The sequence below is a fragment of the Leucobacter chironomi DSM 19883 genome (genome assembly GCF_000421845.1).
In the GTDB taxonomy this organism is placed as follows: domain Bacteria; phylum Actinomycetota; class Actinomycetes; order Actinomycetales; family Microbacteriaceae; genus Leucobacter; species Leucobacter chironomi.
Window position 1 is genome coordinate 1 of sequence record NZ_ATXU01000017.1, and the last position, 23,020, is coordinate 23,020.

20 protein-coding genes and 1 tRNA gene are annotated in these 23,020 nt (G+C 69.1%); 8 read left to right on the top strand and 13 right to left on the bottom strand.

Translation table 11 applies throughout. From position 1 onward, the window contains the following. The 6 genes from H629_RS0113290 to H629_RS0113320 all read right to left on the bottom strand — a co-directional run. Positions 1–962: ISL3 family transposase (locus tag H629_RS0113290; RefSeq protein WP_420835252.1), on the bottom strand; the 962-nt coding region annotated here is incomplete at its 3' end. Between the two features lie 252 nt (positions 963–1,214). Further along, complete coding sequence (locus H629_RS0113295) at positions 1,215–1,490, bottom strand: hypothetical protein (protein WP_024357727.1); 276 nt, start codon at positions 1,488–1,490, stop codon at positions 1,215–1,217. 128 nt (positions 1,491–1,618) lie between these two features. Continuing rightward, positions 1,619–1,694 (bottom strand) — tRNA-Arg (locus H629_RS0113300). A gap of 92 nt (positions 1,695–1,786) precedes the next feature. Beyond that, the gene (locus H629_RS14660) at positions 1,787–2,494 is read right to left on the bottom strand and encodes an NlpC/P60 family protein (protein WP_024357728.1); all 708 of its coding nucleotides are present in this window, start codon (positions 2,492–2,494) and stop codon (positions 1,787–1,789) included. Positions 2,495–2,681: 187 nt separating this feature from the next. Continuing rightward, a complete protein-coding gene (gdhA, locus tag H629_RS0113315; RefSeq protein WP_024357729.1) occupies positions 2,682–4,034 on the bottom strand; it encodes an NADP-specific glutamate dehydrogenase in 1,353 nt (450 codons plus the stop codon). Positions 4,035–4,126: 92 nt separating this feature from the next. After that, positions 4,127–4,819 (bottom strand): iron-dependent transcriptional repressor DtxR, encoded by a 693-nt coding sequence (locus tag H629_RS0113320; protein WP_024357730.1) that lies wholly within the window; start codon positions 4,817–4,819, stop codon positions 4,127–4,129. 175 nt (positions 4,820–4,994) lie between these two features. On the opposite strand from H629_RS0113320, the gene serC reads away from it, so the two are divergent. Next, a complete protein-coding gene (gene serC, locus H629_RS0113325) occupies positions 4,995–6,113 on the top strand; it encodes a phosphoserine transaminase (protein WP_024357731.1) in 1,119 nt (372 codons plus the stop codon). Between the two features lie 120 nt (positions 6,114–6,233). Here serC and H629_RS0113330 read toward each other — a convergent pair whose 3' ends face one another. Both H629_RS0113330 and H629_RS0113335 read right to left on the bottom strand, forming a co-directional pair. Next, complete coding sequence (locus tag H629_RS0113330; protein ID WP_024357732.1) at positions 6,234–6,899, bottom strand: DUF3027 domain-containing protein; 666 nt, start codon at positions 6,897–6,899, stop codon at positions 6,234–6,236. After that, positions 6,892–7,269 carry a cold-shock protein gene (locus H629_RS0113335; RefSeq protein ID WP_024357733.1) on the bottom strand — a complete coding sequence of 126 codons (378 nt, stop codon included), beginning with the start codon at positions 7,267–7,269 and terminating at the stop codon, positions 6,892–6,894. The genes H629_RS0113330 and H629_RS0113335 overlap by 8 nt, the downstream gene beginning before the upstream one ends. Positions 7,270–7,401: 132 nt before the next feature. Between H629_RS0113335 and H629_RS0113340 the strand changes: the two genes are divergently transcribed. The 5 genes from H629_RS0113340 to H629_RS0113360 all read left to right on the top strand — a co-directional run bounded on the left by H629_RS0113340 (position 7,402) and on the right by H629_RS0113360 (position 13,617). Next, positions 7,402–7,668: a hypothetical protein gene (locus tag H629_RS0113340; protein WP_240471112.1), complete on the top strand. Its 267-nt coding sequence runs from the start codon at positions 7,402–7,404 to the stop codon at positions 7,666–7,668. Positions 7,669–7,682: 14 nt separating this feature from the next. Next, positions 7,683–9,584 carry a helicase-associated domain-containing protein gene (locus H629_RS0113345; protein WP_024357735.1) on the top strand — a complete coding sequence of 634 codons (1,902 nt, stop codon included), beginning with the start codon at positions 7,683–7,685 and terminating at the stop codon, positions 9,582–9,584. Between the two features lie 123 nt (positions 9,585–9,707). Beyond that, on the top strand, positions 9,708–11,342 hold the full coding sequence (locus tag H629_RS0113350; protein WP_024357736.1) for a DNA repair helicase XPB: 1,635 nt from the start codon (positions 9,708–9,710) through the stop codon (positions 11,340–11,342). A 123-nt stretch (positions 11,343–11,465) separates the two neighbouring features. Then, the gene (locus H629_RS0113355; RefSeq protein WP_024357737.1) at positions 11,466–12,167 is read left to right on the top strand and encodes a response regulator transcription factor; all 702 of its coding nucleotides are present in this window, start codon (positions 11,466–11,468) and stop codon (positions 12,165–12,167) included. A gap of 1 nt (position 12,168) precedes the next feature. Beyond that, positions 12,169–13,617 carry a sensor histidine kinase gene (locus H629_RS0113360; protein ID WP_024357738.1) on the top strand — a complete coding sequence of 483 codons (1,449 nt, stop codon included), beginning with the start codon at positions 12,169–12,171 and terminating at the stop codon, positions 13,615–13,617. Between the two features lie 305 nt (positions 13,618–13,922). Here H629_RS0113360 and groL read toward each other — a convergent pair whose 3' ends face one another. The 3 genes from groL to H629_RS0113375 form a co-directional block, all read right to left on the bottom strand. Further along, a complete protein-coding gene (gene groL, locus H629_RS0113365; protein WP_024357739.1) occupies positions 13,923–15,542 on the bottom strand; it encodes a chaperonin GroEL in 1,620 nt (539 codons plus the stop codon). A 228-nt stretch (positions 15,543–15,770) separates the two neighbouring features. Further along, the gene (locus H629_RS0113370; RefSeq protein ID WP_240471113.1) at positions 15,771–16,556 is read right to left on the bottom strand and encodes a LytR C-terminal domain-containing protein; all 786 of its coding nucleotides are present in this window, start codon (positions 16,554–16,556) and stop codon (positions 15,771–15,773) included. 183 nt (positions 16,557–16,739) lie between these two features. Beyond that, positions 16,740–17,855, bottom strand: coding sequence for a heme/hemin ABC transporter substrate-binding protein (locus H629_RS0113375; protein WP_024357741.1), 1,116 nt, complete (start codon positions 17,853–17,855; stop codon positions 16,740–16,742). Positions 17,856–18,008: 153 nt separating this feature from the next. Here H629_RS0113375 and H629_RS0113380 point away from each other — a divergent pair, with 153 nt between their 5' ends. Both H629_RS0113380 and H629_RS0113385 read left to right on the top strand, forming a co-directional pair. Next, positions 18,009–19,076, top strand: a complete 1,068-nt coding sequence (locus H629_RS0113380; RefSeq protein WP_024357742.1) for a FecCD family ABC transporter permease — start codon at positions 18,009–18,011, stop codon at positions 19,074–19,076. Further along, positions 19,076–19,888 (top strand): heme ABC transporter ATP-binding protein, encoded by an 813-nt coding sequence (locus H629_RS0113385; protein ID WP_029747012.1) that lies wholly within the window; start codon positions 19,076–19,078, stop codon positions 19,886–19,888. The genes H629_RS0113380 and H629_RS0113385 overlap by 1 nt, the downstream gene beginning before the upstream one ends. Before the next feature lie 158 nt (positions 19,889–20,046). On the opposite strand, the gene H629_RS0113390 is transcribed toward H629_RS0113385, so the two are convergent. Together H629_RS0113390 and H629_RS0113395 are read right to left on the bottom strand one after the other, a co-directional pair. Beyond that, positions 20,047–20,913 (bottom strand): HtaA domain-containing protein, encoded by an 867-nt coding sequence (locus H629_RS0113390; protein ID WP_024357744.1) that lies wholly within the window; start codon positions 20,911–20,913, stop codon positions 20,047–20,049. Continuing rightward, positions 20,910–23,020: HtaA domain-containing protein (locus H629_RS0113395; protein WP_205618717.1), on the bottom strand; the 2,111-nt coding region annotated here is incomplete at its 5' end. The genes H629_RS0113395 and H629_RS0113390, both read right to left, overlap by 4 nt.

A 23,020-nucleotide genomic window follows, 5' to 3' on the forward strand; every position in this document is an offset into this window, starting at 1 on the left:
CACACATCCGCATGCGCGGGGTCAGAGAACACTGCGTCGAGCTTCGCTTGTTGTTTCTCGGTGAGGAACGCTTCGCCGGTGCGCAGCACTTTCCGGATCGCGTAGAGGGGATCGCCCCGGCGTCCGCGGTGTCCGAGCGTTTCCTGCTGGACTCGCTGCCGCACCCGATCGAGCGCGTCACCGGCGAGCTGAACCACGTGGAACGGATCCATCACCTCGACCGCGTCAGGCAGATGCTGCTTCGACGCGGTCTTGAACCCGGTGAACCCGTCCATCGCGACGATCTCGATCCCCGCACGCCATGCCGGTGTTCTCGCTGCGAGCCAATCGGAAAAGACCTGCTTCGAGCGTCCCGGAACCATGTCCAGCAGCCTCGCGGGGCCGGTCTTCTCCCTCACCGGGGTGAGATCGATGATCACCGTCACATACTTGTCACCTCGGCGGGTGTGCCGCCACACATGCTCGTCGACGCCGATCGTCGTGACGCCATCGAAGCGGCGCGGGTCATCGATAAGCATGCGGCGGCCTTCCTCGATGATCGCGGTATTGGCGGTGTTCCACGCCACCCCGAGTCCGTCTGCGATCCTCGCGACAGTGAGGTGCTGACAGACGATCCCTTCCAGCGCCCACCTCAGTCCACGGCGAGAGATCTTCGCCCGGGGCTCGGCCGCCAGATCAGTGTTCTGCCGCCAGAGCCTGCCACACCCGGAACAGGTGAAGCGTCGGACTTTCACGTGCAAACGCGTCGGTTTCCACCCGTGGGGTTCATGCGCGAGACGACGGATCACCGTTCCTCTCGGAATGCCCTGGCAGCCACACCGGTGGCACCAGTCATCCGGGTCGAGGACGCGACACAGAATGACCGACTGGTCGGGATCAAGGCGTTGCCCGATCGCTTCAAGTCCGAGCTCGTCGAGGCGACAGAACGTGGTCAGGTCAGGGGTGGAGAAGGTAGCGTTAATGAGCGAAGACCTCGTGGTGGGTATCCGGACTTAGACACTCTGATTCTCCCGCGAGGTCTTCGCTCTCTCACACCTCTCGGGCAGGCCGATCTACACCCTCAAATGCGAAGAGCCACATTTACTCTTCGGGCTCCCTGGGAAGACGATCCGGCGGGGTTGGCAGGATGCGCTCAAGCCCGCATTCGAGGCAGGTGAGTCGCGCCATGTCGACGCGCTCCATCGCTGCACCGCACCCAGGGCAGGGCCACATGGTCAGGCCCGGCGCACGGAGATCATTTGCCAGCCCTCGGGGATCAGCTTGCGCAGGTCGTCCATCGTCTCTGCTTCGATCTCGCCGACCTCATCACGGCGCTCGAAGGTTCCGGACGCGGTGAGCGCGGTAGTCCCGGCACGCATCGCGACTGGTGCTGACACCAGATCGAAGCCCGCCGGTCGCTTCGCCTCCAGCTCGGCCTTCACCGCGTCGAGACCTTCACCCGCCACCTCGACAGAGACGGTCTCGACGCGGCGGATCGTAGCAGTGAGCATGAGACGAGCCTACCGCGCAGTCTGGGCCCGTAGTGTGTGGGCAAAATGTGGGCAAACACGGCTCGCCGCGGATGGACAAAGCCCCCTACTTGCCAATGTTTTCTAGGCGAGTAGGGGGCTTGAGGCGTTGGTGCCCTGGAGAGGAATCGAACCTCCGACACCTTCTTTAGGAGAGAAGTGCTCTATCCACTGAGCTACCAAGGCGCGGCCCGCAGGGCCTCTGCGAGTCTAGCAGCCCGGAGACAGCGCAGCGGGCGGGGTCGAAACCCCGCCCGCTGCGTGAAAAGCTCTCGGTCTTAGCCGAAGCGCACGACGCCGCTGGGGGCGCCGTCGAGGAACGCGCTCGCGACGACGGTCTGGTTGCCCTGGAAGCCACCGTGCACGGCCTGACCGTTGCCGATGTAGACCGCCACGTGGCGACCCGACCAGATCAGCACGTCACCGGGGGCGTAGTCGCCGCTGGTGACGAGGGTGCCGCCGAGGCCGGTGTACTCGCCGATCTGCGTGCCGAGGTCGCCTGCGGGGATGCCCACGGCGCGCAGTGACTTCTCGACCAGGGCGGTGCAGTCCTGCATCACGCCGAGCTGGGCGAGGGCCGCGTTGACGATGCCCTGAGCGCCGACACCCGCGGGGATGTCCTTGCCCGAGAACGACGACGACGAGGTCTGAGTCTTGAGCTCCTCGGCGCGCTTGGCAGCCTCTTCGGCTTCCTTCTGCTGACGCTCCTGCTCGATGGCTTCGGCCGAGATGGCGCCCTCGGGCGCGGCGATCGGTACGATCGTCTCCTCGACCAGGGGCGTCTCGAGGCTCTGCGCCGCGGCGAAGCCGTCGGGCAGGCCCTGCGACTCGGGTGCGGTCGCGTAGGCCGGAAGGCTGAAGGTGCCGACCAGTCCGAAGCTGAGTGCCGCAGCACCAGCCATCTGTGCGATTCGCTTCGCCTTCTTCGCGGTCGGCTGAGCGGCGTCACCGGAGGCTACGAGCTCCGTGCTGGGGTTCTGAATCACGAGATTATCTGCCTAACGTTGCTTTGCGGTGTCTCTGCGTGAGAAACGGCCCTTTCGAGCCGCGACCGTTCAAGAGTAACCGAAGATCACGGGAATGTCACGCTCGGGTCACGAAACCCTCAACCTGCCTTGAAACTTCAAGGATCGGCGGGGTTCTGGGGCGTGCAACTCTCTCGACGCCGAGAGATCAGATGACGCCCTGCTCGAGCATCGCCTGAGCCACGGTGACGAAGGCCGCCGAGTTCGCACCCAGCACGTAGTCCCCCGGGCGCCCGTAGCGCTCGGATGCCTCGTAGGTGGCGGTGTGCACGTCGCGCATGATGTCGTGCAGCCGCGACTCGCTCTTGTCGCGATCCCAGCGCGAGCGCGCCGCGTTCTGGCTCATCTCGAGCGCCGAGGTCGCGACACCGCCCGCGTTCGCCGCCTTGCCCGGCGCGAACAGCACGCCCGCCTGCTGGAACAGCTCGACCGCGCCCGGCGTGGTCGGCATGTTCGCGCCCTCCGCGACGGCGCGAACACCGCCCGCGATGAGCGTGCGCGCGTGCTCCTCGGTCAGCTCGTTCTGCGTGGCGCACGGCAGCGCGATCTCCGCCGGCACATCCCACACCGAGCCCGTGGCCACGAAGTGCGCGCCGGGCCGCCGGGCCGCGTACTCCGAGATGCGGGCGCGCTCGACGCCCTTGACCCGCTTCAGCAGATCGACGTCGATGCCCTGCTCATCGACCACGTAGCCGCCCGAGTCGGACGCGGTGATCGCTTTGCCGCCGAGCTGTTGGATCTTCTCGATCGCATAGGTCGCGACGTTGCCGGACCCCGACACCACGGCCCTGCGACCCTCGATCCCCTCGCCGGCGCGCAGCAGCATCTCCTCGGCGAAGAACACCGCACCGTAGCCGGTGGCCTCGGTGCGCACCTCGGCGCCGCCCCAGCCCACGCCCTTGCCGGTCAGCACGCCGGCCTCGTAGCGCTGGGTGATCCGGCGGTACTGGCCGAACAGGAAGCCGATCTCGCGCGCGCCCACGCCGATGTCACCGGCGGGGATGTCGGTGTGCTCACCGATGTGATGCACCAGCTCGGTCATGAAGCTCTGGCAGAAGCGCATCACCTCGGCGTCGCTCTTGCCGCTCGGGTCGAAGTCGGATCCGCCCTTGCCGCCGCCGATCCGCTGCGAGGTGAGCGCGTTCTTGAAGATCTGCTCGAAGCCGAGGAACTTCACCACCGAGAGGTTCACGGAGGGGTGGAAGCGCAGACCGCCCTTGTAGGGCCCGAGCGCCGAGTTGAACTGCACGCGGAAGCCGCGATTGACCCGCACCAGACCGGTGTCGTCGGTCCACGGCACTCGGAAGATCAGCTGCCGCTCCGGCTCGACGAGCCTGTCGAGGATCCCCGCTTCGATGAAGTCGGGGTGCTCGGCGAGCACCGGGGTGAGGGTGTCGAGCACTTCGTGGACGGCCTGCAGGAACTCGGGTTCCGCAGGGCTGCGATGCTGGACGGTCTCGGTGACGGCGCGGATGTGCGCCTCGGGGGTGGGCAGCGACAACGTGGACTCCTCGGTCTATCAGCTCCATTGCGAACGGGGTCGGTGCAATCCCGCCTCTTTTACCTGGTTCACCCGCTCGCGCGGGCTCGTCTCTACACCGAGACGAAGATGTGGGCCGCGATCTCGAATGGCAGGTCGATCGCTTCGTCGGATCCGTCGGCCTCGATGTGCACGATGTCGCCGCGGCGCGTGAAGGTCGCGGAGCGGCCGGGCACGACTCCCGCGGCCGCGAGCTGTTCGAGCAGCTCGGGATCGACCTGCATGGGTTCGGCGAGGCGCTTGATGTTCGCGGTCACGGATCGGTCGAGCTCGATGAGCAGCTCGCTCAGCCCGGTGACGCCGGTCTGGAAGGATCCGGTGCGCGTGCCGCCGAGCTCTTCGAGACCCGGGATCGGGTTGCCGTAGGGCGACTCGGTGGGGCGGCCGAGGATGTCGAGGAGCTTGCGCTCGACGCGCTCGCTCATGACGTGCTCCCAGCGGCAGGCCTCCTCGTGCACGTATTCCCATTCGAGTCCGATGACGTCGGCCAGCAGCCTCTCGGCGAGGCGGTGCTTGCGCATGACGTGCACCGCTTTCGTACGTCCGTCCACCGTCAGCTCGAGTCGGCGATCGTCGGTGACGACCACGAGACCGTCGCGCTCCATGCGCCCGACCGTCTGAGAGACCGTCGGCCCGGAGTGTCCGAGACGCTCCGAGATGCGCGCGCGCAGCGGCACGATCCCCTCTTCCTCGAGTTCGAGGATGGTGCGGAGATACATCTCGGTCGTATCGATGAGATCAGTCATCGCCGTCCTCTCAGCACGTCGAAGTTGCACACACGGCGCCCGGCGCCGGGGATACCAGCCTAGAGCATGCGGCCGACACGTTCCGCGTTCCGGGTCGGGAGCGCCGCCTCGGGCGGGGCGCCGCCCCCGGGCGCCCGGTCGAAGAGCGTCCTGGGCCGTCGATAAGATATGACGCATGGCCGACATCACGATCCCCTCCGACCTTCTTCCCGCCGACGGCCGCTTCGGCTGCGGGCCCTCCAAGGTACGCGACGAGCAGCTCAGCTTCCTCGCCTCGCTGCAGCCCGGGGTGCTGGGCACCTCGCACCGCCAGGCTCCGGTGAAGGATCTGGTGGGCAGCGTGCGCTCGGGTCTCGCCGAGCTCTTCCGCGCCCCCGAGGGGTACGAGATCCTGCTCGCCAACGGCGGCGCGACCACCTTCTGGGATTCGGCCGTGCACTCGCTCATCGAGCGTCGCAGCCAGCACCTCACCTTCGGCGAGTTCGGCGCGAAGTTCGCGAAGGCCGCCGCCGCGGCTCCGTTCCTCGACGAGCCCGACGTGCGCAGCGCCGACGCGGGCTCGCGCTCGCAGGCCGAAGCTGTCGCGGGCGTCGACGTGTACGCCTACCCGCACAACGAGACCTCCACCGGCGTGATGGCTCCGGTGCGGCGCGCGGCCGGCGACGCGGGGGCGCTCACCGTCGTCGACGCGACGAGCGGTGCAGGCGGCATCGATTTCGACGCGAACGAGGTCGACGTCTACTACTTCTCGCCCCAGAAGAACTTCGCCTCGGACGGCGGCCTGTGGTTCGCCCTCGTCTCGCCGGCCGCGATCGAGCGCATCGAGCGCGTCACGGCCTCGGGCCGCTACATTCCCGAGACGCTGAACCTGGCGGGCGCGATCGAGAACTCCCGCAAGAACCAGACGCTCAACACGCCGGCGCTCGCGACTCTCGGGCTCATGGACGAGCAGGTGCGGTGGATCAACGCGCAGGGCGGTCTTTCCTGGGCGGCGGATCGCACTCGCGAGTCGTCCCAGGTACTCTACGACTGGGCCGAGCGCTCCGCGGTCGCGACGCCGTTCGTCGCGAACCCGGATCACCGCTCGCAGGTCGTCGTCACCATCGACTTCGACGATTCCATCGACGCCGCTGCGATCTCGAAGGCGCTGCGCGCCAACGGCATCGTCGACACCGAGCCCTACCGCAAGCTCGGCCGCAACCAGCTGCGCGTCGCGACCTTCACCGCGATCGAGCCCGACGACGTGCGCAAGCTGACCGGAGCGATCGACTACGTGCTCGAGCGCCTCGGCTGAGCCGCCTGAGGTGATGCCGCCTGCGGCGGTGCCGTCTCCGAGCGAGGCGCCACCGCACGCGGGCCGTGCAACGCAAGAACCCTCCGATCTCTCGATCGGAGGGTTTTTGCGTGTGCCGGGCTACTCCTCCTCGGAGCGGTCCCCGGCCGTCTGCGCAGCGGCGGCGGCGTCATCCGCCTCGTCGTAGTCCGCTTCATCATCGGCGTCGTCGGCGTCGTCGAACAGCTCGCTCTCGTCGGCGTCGTCTTCGCGATCCTCGTCGAAATCGTCATCGTCCGAGTCTTCATCGTCCGAGTCTTCATCGTCCGAGTCGTCATCATCCGAGTCGTCTTCGAGGTCGACCCCGTCGATCTCGTCGTCGAAGTCGCTGAAATCGTTGTCGAGGATGTCGGATTCCGCGTCCTCGTCGCCGAGTTCGGCGGCGGCCTCCTCTGCAGCGGCGGCCTCCTCAGCAGCCTGCTTCGCCTGCGTCTCGCGGTACTGCGCCAGCCGCACCGACCACGGCACCCACTCGGGCGCCACGACGGAGCCTTCGCTCGGCAGCAGCTCCACCTCGAGCACGTTCACCGGCGACTCCTCGTCGACGCGGGCGAGCGTCGCAGCCCAGCGCCAGCCGGGGTAGCCGGCCAGGCGGCACTCGAAGAAGAGGGTGAGCACGTGGTCCTCGTGCACCTCGTGGCCGGCGTCGGAACCGATGGACCCCGGATCCGCGATCTCGGCGAGCGCCTCGCGCGCCTGCTCGCGGGCGGCGAGCAGCACGGGGTCGACGGTCGCGGGCTCAGACATCGAAGTCATCCGCGACGTGACGCAGCATGGTGGCGACCTTGCGCGACTGGGCGCGCTCGGGGTACTGCCCGTTCTTGAGCCTGCCGCCGAGCGCGTCGAGCAGTTTCACGAGGTCTTCGACGATCACGGCCAGCTCGTCGGCCGACTTGCGGGTGCGCTTGGCGAGCCGGGGAGTCTCGAGCACGCGCACCGAGAGCGCCTGCGGCCCCTTCCGTCCGTCGGCGACGCTGTACTCCAGGCGAGTGCCGGCCTGCACGTCGGCGCCGTCAGGGATCACCGACGCGTGCAGGTACACCTGCGCTCCGTCATCCCCCTGGATGAACCCGAAGCCCCTCGCCTCGTCATAGAACCTGACCTTGCCGTTCGGCATGCCTCGTTCCTCTCCTGTCCGGCGGATCTCCCGCGCACTGAAAGCCGAGCGCCGAGCGCTCGCATACCCGGCCAAGTCTATCCGGCCGAGCTTCGCGCCACATGCAGCGGATCCCGCGATAAAATGGACCGGATGTCGACAGAACCCAGCACCCCTTCGCTTCTCGAGCGCATTCTCGCGTACGCCTCGCTCTCCATCATCGCGGTGGCGCTCCTGTCGTTCTTCGTCACGCTCATCGTGGGTATGAACGATCGTTTCGCCATGGCCGAGGGGCTGTGGCCGTTCGTGTACGGGTTCTCGCTGTTCGGTCTGCCCGTCGGCTTCGTGCTGCTGATCCTGCTGCTGATCCTGAGTCAGCGGCGTCGCCGCGCCGAGTTCCGGCGCGAGAACGAGCGCTGAGCGCTTCTCGCGCTATGAGCGGCATCCTCGCGCTCGCCTCCGCCGTTGCGGGGATGGATCGCGCCGAGCTGGAGCGGCTCGTGCGCCGCAGGCGCGTGCAGTCGCCCGCCGCCGTGCTCGACCCCATCGGCCTCGCGACCGAGCTGCTGCGGCCCGAGTCGGTGGCGCGCACGCTGTCGGCGCTCGAACGGAGCAGCCTCGCGGCGCTGCTGGATGCGGATCGCGCCGCGCCTGCACAGGTCGACGAACTGGCCGCGCTGGGGCTTTTCGGCGTTGCAGAGCGGGCCGCGCACGAGGGCTCGCAGCGAGGCATGCCGGTGCCGCTGCCCGAGGTCGAGGGGGTGCTGCGCGACGCGCTCGAAGCCGCCGGCATCGACCCCGCCGAGCTGCATGACGGGGAGGCCGCAGACTCGCCCCCGGACCTTGATGCTCCGCTCGTGTCCGACCCGGAGGGCTCCTGGTACGCGACCGGGCTGACGGCGGTCGCGCAGGCGGCCGAGTGCCTGCGCGTGCTGGGCGAACGACCCGGCCGCCTCAACCGCAACGGCACCGTCGCCGTGGCGACGGTGCGAGCGCTCTCGGAGGCGACGCGCATCGACGGGGATCAGACCGTCCGCACTCTGACCGCGCTCGATCGCGCTGCGCTCACGAGCACCGCGCTCTCGGACGCGGCGCTGTTCCCGGCCGCCGGATCCGCAGCCTGGCTCCTGAGCGCTTCCGCTTCGCGCTGGCTCGCCCTCGCCGAGGCGGCACTCGGATCGATGAGCGGCGAACTGCGTGCGACCCTGCGGCACGGGGATCCTTCGGATCTCGCCGCTGCCGCAGCCGCGCTCCCGCAGCGGTTCCCCCTGCTGCCGGAGACCGAGTTCGCGGCAGCGCGTTCCTTCGCGGCGGACGCCGAGCATCTGGGGCTCACCGTGCAGGGCCGTCTCAGTGAGGTCGCCCGGCTCCTGCTCGCCGGTGAGCGTGAGGCCGCGGAGGCACTCGTCCAGGGGATCTTCCCGGCCGCCTCTCCGGGGGTCTACGTGCAGCCCGACCTCAGCGTCGTCGTGCCCGGCCCGCTCTCCCCGGATGACGAAGCCGTGCTCGCCTCGCTCACCGCCCCCGAGCACGTGGGCGTCGCCTCGACCCGGCGCATCACCGAGGCCTCCGTCTCGGCAGGGCTCGAGCGCGGGCTCACCGCACCGGAGGCCCGCGCCGTGTTCGAGCGGCTCTCGCTCACCGGCATCCCGCAACCGCTCGACTATCTGCTGAGCTCCCTGGCCGAACGCCTCGGCAGCATCGTCGTCGACGAGCACCACGGCGACGACGGCCGCACGAGCATCACGGTCACCCGTCCCGACCTCGCCGAGACCCTGCTCGTGGATCGCGCTCTGCAGCACCTGCAGCTGCACCGCGCACCCGGCACCGGCCCCGGCACTGGCACCGGCACCGGCACCGCGCTCCTCTCGAAACTGCGCATCGACCACGTGCTCGCCGCCCTCGCCGATGCCCGCTACCCCGCGACGGCCCGTCGAACCGCGCACCCCGACGGCGATCCGGGATCCGCCGCTGCCGTCGATGCGGCGAGCGCAGCCGGCGCATCGATGGCGAGCACGACGCGCGCCGAGGCAGGCTCTGCCGGGCCCGGTGCGGCACCGGGCCCGCCGTTGCCCGACGTCCTCGCTGCGCTCGTCGACCGCGTCTTCGCCGCAGCCCGCTCGGAGCCCGGCTCGGGTGATTTCACGCGGCGCCTCGAACTCGCGATCCGGGATCGCAGCACCGTGCGCGTCACGGCGGAGGCGCGGGGCGAGAGCCGCACCTTCACCCTGCTGCCCGTGTCCGTGAACGCGGGCAGGCTGCGGGCGAGCGACCAGGCCGCCGGCGTCGAGCGCACCCTGCCGATCAGCACGATCACCGCGGTCGACCCCGCCTGATCCGCCTCCGGCCGCTCGCCCTCCCCCGCGCCGCGGGATCCGCTGCGAGCCCGCCGCCCGGCGCCCCCGGAGGACTCGCCCACCGGGGCGGACCCTCATCCGGGCGGCGTAGACTCGAGAGCTATGACTCTCGGGCCCCTCATCGTGCAGAGCGACCACACCGTCCTCCTGGAGGTCGCGCACCCCGACGCGGAAGACGCCCGCCACGAGCTCGCCGTCTTCGCCGAGCTGGAGCGCGCCCCCGAGCACATCCACACCTACCGCGTCACCCGGCTCGGCCTCTGGAACGCCCGCGCGGCCGGGCACACCTCCGAGGAGATCCTCGGCACGCTGAACCGCTACGCGAAGTTCCCGGTGCCCACCGGCGTCGCGAGCGAGATCGAGGACACGATGCGCCGCTACGGGCGCCTCACCATCGAACGCGACGACGAGGGCGCGCTGCTGCTGCGCTCGGACGACCCGGCGATCCTGCGCGAGGTCACCAGCGCGAAGAAGATCGCACCGCTGCTCGGCAACCGTCTCGACGAGCGCACCTACCCGCTCGAGCCGTGGGCGCGCGGCGAACTGAAGCAGCAGCTCGTGGTGCGCGGCTGGCCCGCCGAGGATCTCGCGGGCTACACCCCCGGCGAGCCGTACGACATCGGCCTCGAACAGCAGGGCTGGCAGCTGCGCGACTATCAGGCGAAGGCCGTGGAGGCGTTCCAGCGCGGAGGATCGGGCGTGGTCGTGCTGCCGTGCGGGGCTGGCAAGACGATCGTGGGCGCGGCGGCGATGGCCGCGGTCGGCGCGAAGACGCTGATCCTCGTCACCAACGCGGTCTCGGCCCGTCAGTGGCGCGACGAGCTGATCCGCCGTACGAACCTCTCCGAGGACGAGATCGGCGAGTACTCCGGCCAGGTGAAGGAGATCAAGCCGGTCACCATCGCGACCTACCAGATCCTTACCAGCCGCCGGAAGGGCGAGTACCAGCACCTCTCGCTGCTCGACGCCGAGGACTGGGGCGTGATCGTCTACGACGAGGTGCACCTGCTGCCCGCCCCCGTCTTCAAGCTCACCGCAGACCTGCAGGCGCGCCGCCGGCTCGGCCTCACCGCCACTCTCGTGCGCGAGGACGGCCGCGAGGGCGACGTGTTCAGCCTGATCGGGCCGAAGCGCTACGACGCGGCGTGGAAGGACATCGAGGCGCAGGGCTTCATCGCACCGGCCGCCTGCTTCGAGGTGCGGGTGCAGCTGCCCGAGTCGGAGCGCATGGATTACGCGGTGGCCGAGGATCAGGACCGCTACCGCATCGCCTCCTCGACGCCCGAGAAGCAGCGGATCGCACGGCGCATCATCGCGAAGCACCCCGATGAGCAGGTGCTCGTGATCGGCCAGTACATCGACCAGCTCGAAGCGATGGCCGAAGCGCTCGGCGCCCCGCTCATCACCGGTCAGACCCCCGTCGATGAGCGCGAGCGGCTGTTCCAGGCGTTCCGCAGCGGCGAGGAGCGGATTCTCGTGGTCTCGAAGGTCGCGAACTTCTCGGTGGATCTGCCCGACGCCTCGGTCGCGATCCAGATCTCGGGCTCCTTCGGGTCGCGCCAGGAGGAGGCGCAGCGCCTCGGCCGTCTGCTGCGGCCCAAGCGCGAGGGTATCACCGCGTCGTTCTACACGCTGATCGCGCGCGACACCGTCGATCAGGATTTCGCCCAGAACCGGCAGCGCTTCCTCGCCGAGCAGGGCTACAGCTACACCATACTCGACGCGCACGAGGTGTAGCGCGGGCCGCCGGCCGAGCACCTGCCCGGAGCCCCCGCAGACCGCCCAGCCCGCTTTTCGGCCGCAACACGCGATGCCGCACACTGTCAGCCGCTTCATAGCAAACTTCCAGATACTGAAATCATGACTACGCAGAACAAGGGACCCCGGATCCTCATCGTCGACGACGAGCCCAGCATCCGTGAGCTGCTCAGCACGAGCCTGCGCTTCGCGGGCTTCGGCGTGCGCGCGGTTGCCAACGGTGCGCAGACCATCTCGGCCGTACTCGAGGAGGAACCCGACCTCATCATCCTCGACGTCATGCTGCCCGATATGAACGGCTTCAGCGTGACCAAGCGGCTGCGCTCCGCCGGCTACACCGCACCCATCATCTTCCTCACCGCGAAGGATGACACCGAGGACAAGGTGGAGGGCCTCACCGTCGGCGGCGACGACTACGTGACCAAGCCGTTCAGCCTCGACGAGATCATCGCGCGCATCAAGGCCGTGCTGCGCCGCACCATCCAGGAGGATGAGGACTCGGTGCTGGCCGTGGGGCCGATCACGATGGATCAGGACACGCACGAGGTGTCGGTCGACAGCACCCCGGTCGAGCTCTCCCCCACCGAGTTCAAGCTGCTGCGCTACCTCATGCAGAACGCGAACCGCGTGCTCTCGAAGGCGCAGATCCTCGACCACGTGTGGGAGTACGACTTCAACGGCGACGCCGGCATCGTCGAGTCGTACATCTCGTACCTGCGTCGCAAGCTCGACCCCCTCACCGAGGAGTCGCTGATCCAGACCAAGCGCGGCTTCGGGTACATGCTGAAGACCGAGACGAAGTAGAGTGGCCCGTCTCGCCGACCGCTGGGCCGATGTCTCGCTGCGCGCGAAGATCACCGGCGTCACGGTGTTCATCCTGTTCCTGGGACTCATCGTGGCCGGCGTCGGCACCCTCTCGGTGCTGCGTCCGATGCTCGCACTGAATCAGACGAACACGCTCATCCAGCTGCGCAGCAACCCGGCCGACGCGCTCGCGCAGGGCGCCGACATCAACAACCTCACCCGCAACGACATCCTCTACGCGGACCGCCTCTACTACGTCGCACTGCTCGGCTCCGACGGCAGCCTGCAGTACGACAACGCCCGGGGCGAGGGGTCTTCGTCGACCCCGCAGGTGCCGGCGCCCGAGGCCATCAACCGCGAGGGCTTCACCCCGTTGTCGAGCCCGGACGGCACCGAGTGGCGCGCGATCGCGCTGCCCATCGCCGAGAACGGACAGATCCGGGGCACGCTGCTCATCGCGGCGTCCAGCGGCTTCATCAACCAGGTGCTGGCGCAGTACGTGGTGATCTTCACGGCGTTCGGGATCGCGGTGATCCTGCTCGGCGCCGCCCTCACGCGGCTGCTCGTGACCGCCACCTTCCTGCCGCTCGCCGAGGTCGAGCAGACCGCGCTGGAGATCTCGCGCGGCGACTATTCGAAGCGCATCATGGTGTCGAGTCCGCACACCGAGGTGGGGCACCTGGGCGAATCGCTCAACGTGATGCTCGACCGCCTCGACGGTTCGCTCGAGGATCAGGCCCGCACCATCGAGCGCATGCGCCGCTTCATCGGCGACGCCAGCCACGAGCTGCGCACCCCCCTCGTCTCCGTGCGCGGCTACGCCGAGCTGTACCGCATGGGCGCCCTGCAGGACGAGGAGCAGGTGGGGCAGGCGATGGAGCGCATCGAGAAGGAGGCGATCCGTATGACCTCGCTGGTCGAGGATCTGCTGGCCCTCGCCCGGCTCGACGAGCGTCGCGCCCTCGAACTCGCCCCGCTGCCGCTCGGCCGGCTGGCCCAGGACGCCGCGCTCGACGCGCGCGCGCAGGCTCCCGACCGGGAGGTGAGCGTGGTCGAGGATTCCGCCGACCCCCAGGTGCTCGGCGACGAGCACAAGGTGCGCCAGCTCATGACCAACCTCATCGGCAACGCGATGCGGCACACCCCCGAGGGCAGCCCGATCGAGATCGTGGTTTCGACCGTGCCCGCCGAGGAGGGGCGGCCGAGGATGTCGCGCTTCGAGATCGTCGATCACGGCGAGGGGATCCCCGAGCAGATCCGTGATCGCATCTTCGGCCGCTTCTGGCGGGCGGACACCTCTCGCAACCGCGAGACGGGCGGATCGGGCCTCGGTCTCGCCATCGTGAAGTCGATCGTCGACGCCCACGGCGGCACCGTCGGGGTGCACGAGACCCCCGGCGGCGGCGCGACCTTCCGCGTCGACCTGCCCGCACCCGGCGCCGATTCCTGAGCGGGTGGGGGCGGGCCCGCCCCCACCCGCCACATCCCGTCAGCCGGTGAGACGCACGGGAAGATCGCAGCTCCGGCATCCACCCGCGTCGGGAACGGCACTGCGGTACCGCTGCGCCGATGCTCGGACGCTTCGAGGCCGCCGGCGCGGCACGGCGGGAGTGGGAGCGCGGCATGCATCTCCGCCGATTGCGTCGTCTCGATGCGAGCAGGGCTGGTGGAGACCAGCACCCGCCCGGCCCAAACGCACGAACGCGGCGGCCGCACCCGAGGGTGCGACCGCCGCGTTCGCGACGGGCTTCGGACTTAGAAGTCCATGCCGGCGCCGGGGTCGGCCGGAGCCGCGGAGGCGGGCTCGGGCTTGTCGGCGACGACGGCCTCGGTGGTGAGGAAGAGACCGGCGATCGACGCGGCGTTCTGCAGCGCTGAGCGGGTCACCTTGGCGGGATCGAGGATGCCCTGCGCGACCAGGTCGCCGTACTCGCCGGTGGCGGCGTTGAGGCCGTGACCGATGGGCAGGTTGGCGACGCGATCCGCGACGACGCCCGGCTCGAGGCCGGCGTTCTGCGCGATCTGACGCAGCGGCGCCTCGATGGCGGCGCGTACGATCTTCGCGCCCACGGCCTCGTCGGCCGAGAGCTCGAGCGTGTCGAAGACGTCCTTGCCGGCCTGGATCAGCGCGACACCGCCGCCGGGCAGCACGCCCTCTTCGACGGCAGCCTTCGCGTTGCGAACGGCGTCCTCGATGCGGTGCTTGCGCTCCTTGAGCTCGACCTCGGTCGCGGCGCCGGCCTTGATGACGGCGACGCCACCGGCGAGCTTCGCGAGGCGCTCCTGCAGCTTCTCGCGGTCGTAGTCGCTGTCGGTCGACTCGATCTCGCGGCGGATCTGAGCCACGCGACCCTGGATCTGCTCCTCATCGCCACCGCCCTGGACGATGGTGGTCTCGTCCTTGGTGATGATGACCTTGCGGGCGCTGCCGAGCATGTCGAGGGTGGCGTTCTCGAGCTTGAGGCCGACCTCCTCGGAGATGACGGTGCCGCCGGTGAGGATCGCGATGTCCTGCAGCATGGCCTTGCGGCGATCGCCGAAGCCGGGAGCCTTGACGGCAGCCGACTTGAAGATGCCGCGGATCTTGTTGAGCACGAGGGTCGCGAGCGCTTCGCCCTCGACGTCCTCGGCGATGATGAGGAGCTGCTTGCCCGACTGGATCACGGGATCGACGACGGGGAGCAGGTCCTTGATGTTGGAGACCTTGCTGTTGACGATGAGGATGTAGGGATCCTCGAAGACCGCCTCCTGGCGATCGGCGTCGGTGACGAAGTAGGCCGAGAGGTAGCCCTTGTCGAAGCGCATGCCCTCGGTCAGCTCGAGCTCGGTGCCGAAGGTGTTCGACTCCTCGACGGTGACGACGCCCTCCTTGCCGACCTTGTCGATCGCCTCGGCGATGAGCTGGCCGATCTGCTCGTCGGCAGCCGAGATCGAGGCGGTTGCCGCGATCTCGTCGGTGGTCTCGATCTCCTTCGCGTTCTCGAGGAGCTTCGCGGTGACCGCGGCGACGGCCTTCTCGATGCCCTTCTTGATCGCGATGGGGTCGCTGCCGGCCGCGACGTTGCGCAGACCCTCGCGCACGAGCGCCTGAGCGAGCACGGTGGCGGTGGTGGTGCCGTCGCCCGCGACGTCGTCGGTCTTCTTCGCGACCTCCTTGACCAGCTCGGCGCCGATCTTCTCGAAGGGATCGTCGAGCTCGATCTCCTTGGCGATCGAGACGCCGTCGTTGGTGATCGTGGGGGCGCCCCACTTCTTCTCGAGGACGACGTTGCGGCCGCGCGGGCCGAGCGTCACCTTGACAGCGTCGGCGAGGGTGTTCAGACCCCGCTCAAGTCCACGACGCGCTTCCTCATCAAACGCAATGATCTTTGCCATGTATTTCGCCCCTCCCGGACGTCTCTGCTGATGGTGGGCTCCGTGCCGGTGCCGGGCACCGACGTACGGATGTTTTAGCACTCAGTCGATTCGACTGCTAACACCAATCTTGGCACTCAAGCATGACGAGTGCAAGCAGCGGCGCTCGCGAGGAGCGAACACGCGGTGAACGCCGGGAGCGCCCGGAACGCGGTGAGATGCACAGGAGGCTGCACGAGCAGCCGAGGGTCACTGCGCGGGAAGGGTCGCCGGATCGACGGCCTCGCCCGTCTCCGGGTTGACGGGCCAGCCCGAGTCGGGATCGATGAGCCAACCGGTGGCGGGATCGATGAGCCGTCCGCTCTCGGGGTCGATCTGGTACCCCGTCTCGGGGTCGACCTGCGGCTCCTCGGGAGCGGGCGACTGGACCTCCGCGACACCCGGCCCGGCGTAGTCGGCGCCGAGCAGCACGATGAGCCGCGCGCCGTACTCCTGATACGAGTCGGCCGGGTACGTGGAGATGCCGCCCAGTTTCGCGGCGAGGCCCGCCGCGGCCGAGGCGTCGGCCTCGTCGGAGTAGAACACCGCCGAGATCTGCACGTCGCTCGCCGCCGCGCTGCCGCTGAACAGAATGGTGCCCCACTGCTGCTCGGTGATGATCTGGTCGACCGCTGCGGCGAGGTTCGGGGTCGGGGTGCCGTTGAGCACAGCAACGGTCGCGGCGGGATCGAGGATCGCCTCCGGCGCTTTGGTGGAGCTCGACGTGCTCGCGGGTCGATCTCCCGTGAACTTGCCGGCGTTGCCGATCCCGCTCACGATCGCGATGCCGACGGTGGTGAGCAGCGCGAACCCCAGCAGACCGGCGATCAGGTACTGCCAGACGTAACGGGGGCGCGGGGTGATGCGGTGCGCTCCGACGCGGCCGCTGCGCGGCACTCTGTCGAAACGGTCTTCGGGGTAGTCCTGGCGCGCGCCACGAGTCGTGCTCGTGCCCTCGATCTTCTGCGCCAACCCTGCTCCCATTCCGTCGTTCACGTGCGTCTCCCCCGCGGATTCCACTAGCGTACCCCGACCGTCCCTGACAGTTCTCCTGCTGTGATGGCGATTGGAGGGCGGATCGCGCCGACGCTTCGCGCCGTCTCAAGCGAATCTCCTCCGTGCTCCGCACGTCGGCTGGCTTGCAGATCGGCGCCGGATCGCACCGACGGTTCGCGTCGTCTAGAGCGAATCCGGCGCATATATCGCGCGGGCGAGCCCGTCGATCACGTCGGGGATCCGCGTGCCGCCGGCGAAGAGCACTGAGTCGTCGACGTCGACGATGCGCCGGTGCTGACCCGCCGAGGTGAGGGCGATGCTCGGTTGCGCCTGCAGCAGGCCGTCGACGCCGCCGGCGCTCTCGAGACCCTTGGTCATCACGATGATGATGTCGGGGTTCATCGCGATCAGCGCTTCCTCGGTCATGGGCTTCTCGCCCTTCCACCCGATCTCGGCGGCCACGTCGACGGCGCCGACCGAGCGGATCAGCGAGTCGACGCCGCTGCCCTCGCCGAAGAGGTAGAAGACGCCTGCGGTGCCGCGCACGTAGAGGAAGGCGACGCGGGGCAGCTTCGAGGCGTCGGCGGGCAGCAGGCGCTGCACCTCGGCCTCCTTGGCGGTGATCGCCTGGCGCAGCGAGTCGATCAGGGCGGGGCCGGCGGCGCCCACGCCGAGGGCGTCGGCGATCTGCTGGGCCGTGGCGAAGCTGCTCTCGGCGTCGACTGCCCGGTCCACCGTGACCACGGGGATGCCGGCGTCTCGCAGTTGCAGCACCACGTCGGTGGGGCCGATGCTGCCGTCGGTGATGATGAGGCTCGGGTTGAGCGCGAGCACGCTCTCGGCGTCGATCGAGTGGCCGTCCTTCGTCACGACCGGCACGTCTTCGGAGCCGGGGAACGTGGTGGAGACGTCGCGTCCGACGATGCGGTCGGCGAGGCCGAAGGCGGTGACGAGCTCGCCGACGGAGCCGCTGAGCGAGAGCGGCACGATGCGCGAGGTGTCCGTGACCGTCACCTCGGTGTCGCCTGCGCGGTCGTGCGAGGCGACGGTGACGGGCAGCTGAGACTCGGGGGCCTCGTCGAGCGGAGGAATGCTGGGGCCGCCGACGAGCGCGGTCGTGGGGCCCTCGTAGGCGGTGGGATCCGCGAGCGGCGCGACCTCGCTCAGCGGGGGCAGCTCGATCGGCTCCGCAGCGGCGGCCCCGCCCTGGGAGGAGCCGCTCTGGCAGCCGGTCGCACCGACCCCGAGCAGCGCCACGAGCGCGAGCGCGGCGATCCGGCGCTTCGTTCCCAACTTCATACGACGGCGCTCCTCAATCCATCCGATGAATACCGGGGTTTAGCCTAACCCAAGCTAGGTATGATGATTCTCGGACTTCGAAGATCCACCCCATTTCCACATCGGCCGAGCCGTGCTCGCCGCGTGTGCAACGCAAAGGTGTTCCGAGCTCGCATGACCCCCTCCTCGTCCGCCACGACGTCCCGTCACGCGACGACGAAGACCGTTCTCTTCGTGTCTCTCGCGGTGGCGCTCATCGTCTCGATCGTGCTCTCGGGCAGTACCGGGCAGCTCGGGATCCCGCCGCAGGAGGTGCTGGGGTCGCTGCTGCACCGTGTCGGCATCGACTGGCTGCCGCTGCCGAGCCATCCGATGGGCGATCAGACCCTCTGGACGGTGCGCTTCCCACGCGTCGCGATCGCCGTGCTCATCGGTGCGGGACTCGCAGTGGCGGGTCTGCTCATGCAGGCGATCTTCGGCAATCCGCTGGCCGAGCCCGGGGTGATCGGCATCTCGTCGGGTGCCGCGGTGGGCGCAGGCCTCGCCATCGTCTTCGGCGTCACCGTCTTCGGCGAATGGACGACGGCGGTGTTCGCATTCGTGGCGGGTCTCGGCGCCACCCTGCTCGTCTACGCCATGAGCCGGGCCGACGGCCGCACCGAGGTGGTCACCCTGGTGCTCACCGGCATCGCCGTGAACGCGATCGCGGGGGCGGGCATCGCGCTCCTCACCTTCCTCGGCGACACGCAGTCGCGCGAGCAGATCGTGTTCTGGCAGCTCGGCAGCCTCGCGGGCAGCCGCTGGTCGCAGGTCGCGATCATCGCTCCCGTCATCGCGGTGGGCCTGCTCTCGGCCTACTTCGCGGCCCGCAAGCTCGATCTGCTGTCGCTCGGCGAGCGCAACGCGCGCCACCTCGGCGTCAACGTGGAGGTGCTGCGGATCAGCATGATCTTCGTCGTGGCCCTGCTCACGGGCGCGGCGGTCGCCTTCGCCGGCATCATCTCCTTCGTGGGCCTCGTGATCCCGCACCTCATGCGTATGATCCTCGGCCCGGCGCATCTGCCGCTCGTCACCGCGTCGGCGCTGGGCGGCGCGCTGCTGCTCACCCTCGCCGACCTCGCGGCCCGCACGGTCGTGCCGAACGCCGACATGCCCATCGGCATGCTGACGGCGCTCGTCGGCGGTCCGTTCTTCTTCTGGCTGCTGCGACGCACCCGCAAGCGGAGCGGGGGGTGGGGGTGATGGCCCGCCACATCGAGCTGCCGCAGCGCGCCGTGCTCGGCGAGACCGTGTGCGCGGCGGAGTCCGTGCATCTGGAGCGCGGCGGCCGCGTGCTGCTCGACTCCGTGTCGCTGGAGCTGCGGGCCGGCGAGGTGCTCGCCCTGCTCGGCCCGAACGGTGCGGGGAAGTCGACGCTGCTGAGCGTGCTCTCGGGCGATGTCACCCCGGATCGTGGATCGGTGCGCTTCGGCGACCGCGACATCACCGACTGGTCGCTCTCCGAGCTGTCGCGCCGCCGCAGCGTGCTGCTGCAGGACAACCAGCTGCTGTTCCCCTTCACCGTGCATCAGGTGGTCGAGATGGGCCGGGCGCCGTGGCGTCGCACCCCGCTCGAGGACGACGACAATGCGGCGATCTCCGAGGCGATCTCCGCCGCCGACGTCGCGCATCTCGGCAATCGCCGGGTGCCGTCGCTGTCGGGCGGCGAGCGGGCCCGTGCGGGCTTCGCACGGGTGATGGCGGGGCGCACGGGCGTGCTCATGCTCGACGAGCCGACCGCGGCACTCGACCTGGGGCATCAGGAGGCCGTGCTCGGGATCGCGCGGGAGCGTGCTCGCGCCGGCGACGCCGTGCTCGTGGTGCTGCACGATCTCAATCTTGCAGGGGCGTATGCGGATCGGATCGCGCTGCTGCGCGACGGCGGCATCATCGCCTGCGATGCACCGGATCGGGTGCTCACCGCAGAGGTCGTGAGCGAGGTGTACCGCACCCCGGTCGAGGTGATCCCCCACCCTGTGACCGGCAAGGGGATCGTCCTCCCCCGGCGCGTCTGACGCAGGGGCGGATCCGCGATCCGGATCCGCCCCTGCACCGGTCTACGCGACCCGCCGTGTGCCGCCCCGCACCGCGGCGTCGTCGAGTCGGCCCGTACATACCGAGACGGCCCACGATTCACGTGAATCGTGGGCCGTCTCGGTATTCGTAGGCCGGCTCAGACCTCGGGCGATGAGGCGTCGTCGGAGCCTGACTCGGCCGCGGGCTGTTTCTTGCCGCGACCGGCGATGAGCATGCCGACGGTGACGCCGATCACGAGCACCGCGACCCCGGCGATGACGATAGGCACCCAGGGCACGCCGGGCTCGGCGGCCTGCTGCGGTTCGGCCGTCTCGGCAGGGACGGGCTCGGCGGGCGCCTCGACGGCGCTCTCGGCGAGCAGGCAGTCGGCGGTGGCCGTGAGGCTGACGGGATCGAGCTCGTCGCCCGACACGTAGCTGCCGTACTCACCGTTGAAGGCGTCCGCACCCTCCGCGGTGAGACGGGCGGAAGCCGAGACGATCTCGAGATCGCCGCCCTGCGCCGACACAGCGCCGGCGAGGTCGATCTTCGCCGCGCGCACCTCGGTCGCGGTGGCCGCGCCGCCCGCGTTCGCGGTGTCGGTCGCCCCCATCGTGAGCAGCAGATAGGCAGTGTCGTCGCCCGCGAACTCGATCGCGGGATCGGCGATGTCGAGCTGCATCGCACCATCGTGCCCGGTGAAGTGCACGGCGCCCGTGAACTCGATCCGCCCCTCGTCGAGGGTGTCGGAGAAGCTGCCCTCGGCCTCGCTCCAGATGAAGTTCGGCGTCTCGTACCGCATGTCGTCGCTCACGGTCCAATCGCCGTTCGCAATCGATCCGCTGATGTACGAGCGGAAGCTCTCCTTCACGCCCCAGGACATCTGCGCGGTCTGCACCGTGCAGGTGCCGGCTTCCTCGGCCGGAGCGGGGGCCGCGGTCGCGGCGGCGGGTGCCGCCAGTGCCGCCGCGCCCACGATGGCGGCCGTGAGGAGCCCCCGGATCGCTGCCGTTCTCTTCGTCATTTCTCTCCCGCGTTTCCTCGGCGCTGCACGACCACCAGGCCGGTCGTCGCTCCGGCGACCACGAGCAGGGCGATCGCCGCGACCCACCATACCCACACGGGGCCCTCGTCGGCCGCGAGCACTCCGGCGGCCATCGGCTCGGCCTGCTCCGTGACCTTCGCGGTGGCGGCCTTCTTGACCTTCTCCGTCTTCACGGTCTCGGCCTTCTCGGCGACCTCGATCACGGCGCCAGCGTTGATGCTGCCCTGGAGGGTGATCGTGTGCGTGCCGGGTTCGAGATCCTCGGGCAGCGTGCCGATCCAGCGCACGGTGCCGTTCTCATCGGAGCCCGCAGCCTCATCGAGGACGATCGGATCCGAGTAGACCACCACGAGGATGTCCCGCTCCTTGCTCTCGAAGCCGGAAGCCTCGATCTCAATCTCACCGCCCGGCACGAGCTTCTTCGCCGGAGTCACCACGGTCACGCCCGTGGTTGCCGGAGGGGCCGCAGCGGGGGTGCGCTTCGTCTGCTTCGCCGACACCGTGGTGGTGCCGTAATTTGCTCCGCTCACCGCGCCCACGGTGAAGGTGACCGGGTCGATGCCGAAGGAGCCTCCGCCCGCTCCGCTGCCCGTCGATCCGCCGCCGCTGATGGCACCGGCGACGGGTGCCCCAGCCCAGGTGGCCTCGCCGTTCGCCCCCACTGACTTAGCCGCGACGGCGAGATTGAGGGCGTACGATTCGCCGCGCACCGTGATGGTTCCCGAGAGCGCGTTGTGCACGGTGATGACGGGGTTGGCGAAGGTTTCGCGCATGAGTCCGGCGTGCCCGGTGAAGGTCACCACGCCCGAGTACTGCACCGTGCCGGTGTGCGAGGCGGCGTTCCAGGCGCTGCCTGCCTGCGGGAAGACGTAGCCGCCCGCGCCGCCGCCGACGCCGTTCCCCGTTACGCTGCCCTTCGCGCGACCCGTAGTGTAGTCGGCGAATCCACCGGAGACACCCCAGGTAAGCGAGCCCGGCCGTTGCGCGCCCTGCGCGGGCTGCACAGGAGCGGGCTGCTCGGGCTTCGGGGCAGGCGGCACAACCGTGCCGGAGAGCTGATCCCACTGCTCCTGAGTGACGTTTACCGCGGCACGCGCGTAGATGGTCTCAGCCGTCGGTGCCGAGTGTTGCTTCCAGAGCAGCACCTCGTACTTCTTCTTCCGATCGAGCTTGTCCTTCGTTGCGAGGAGGGTGAATGCGACTGACCCGTGCGTCACGGTCGGGAAGGGCTGCGCGAACGCGGTGTAGCCGCTGTCCTCTGTCAGCTCGCCCTCCATACCTGCTTCGATGACTGCGGCATAGATCTGGTCGCCGTCATCCACGGGAAGCTGTTTGCCGGACACTTTGATCTCAAGGCCTGAAGCCGAGATCGAAGTCAGGGCCTGGGCGCTCGGCATGATCGGCCCGAAAATGCTCTCCCAGTTCTCGGGTGAGACCGTGAGGGCTGTCGCACCGACCTTGCGATCCGAAAGCTGGCTCCAATCCACACCGCTCAGCACGACAACTTCATACTGCTTTGTGCGGTCAAGCGCGGACGGGGCCGCCTGCAGCAGGGTGTCAAACGCACCACCGACGACGGCACCCTTGGGGAGGAACGCCCAGGCAACCGTGTCACCGTTCGCGATGACCTTCTTTCCCTTCTCGACAATCGCGACGGTCAGGCCGTCCTCGCTCTGGCCGGGGCGGACACCGGTGCCTGCGACCGTGACCTTGAGACCGGCGAGGCCGGCCTCTGTGATCGCGGCGGTCATCGTGGGCGCCTTGAAGCCCAGCACCACCTTCGCGTCCTGCGAACGATCCGTCATACCGTTGTGATCCCGCAGCGTGAACAGCGACGTCACTGACTCGTCACCACGCGGCGCAACCGTCATCGTCACCTCGAACGAACCATCAGCATCAAACTGCAACGCCCGCGGCAGACCGTTCTTGTCCACCGCACCATGCGCCCACACCAGCTTCGCGCCGGCTGTGCACCCGGCGTTAATGTACGCGAACGTCAGATCCGCCACATCGATGTCCGCACACGGCGTCACATAAATCGACTTCGTCGGGTCATACCCCGAACCCGTCACCGTCACCGACGCAC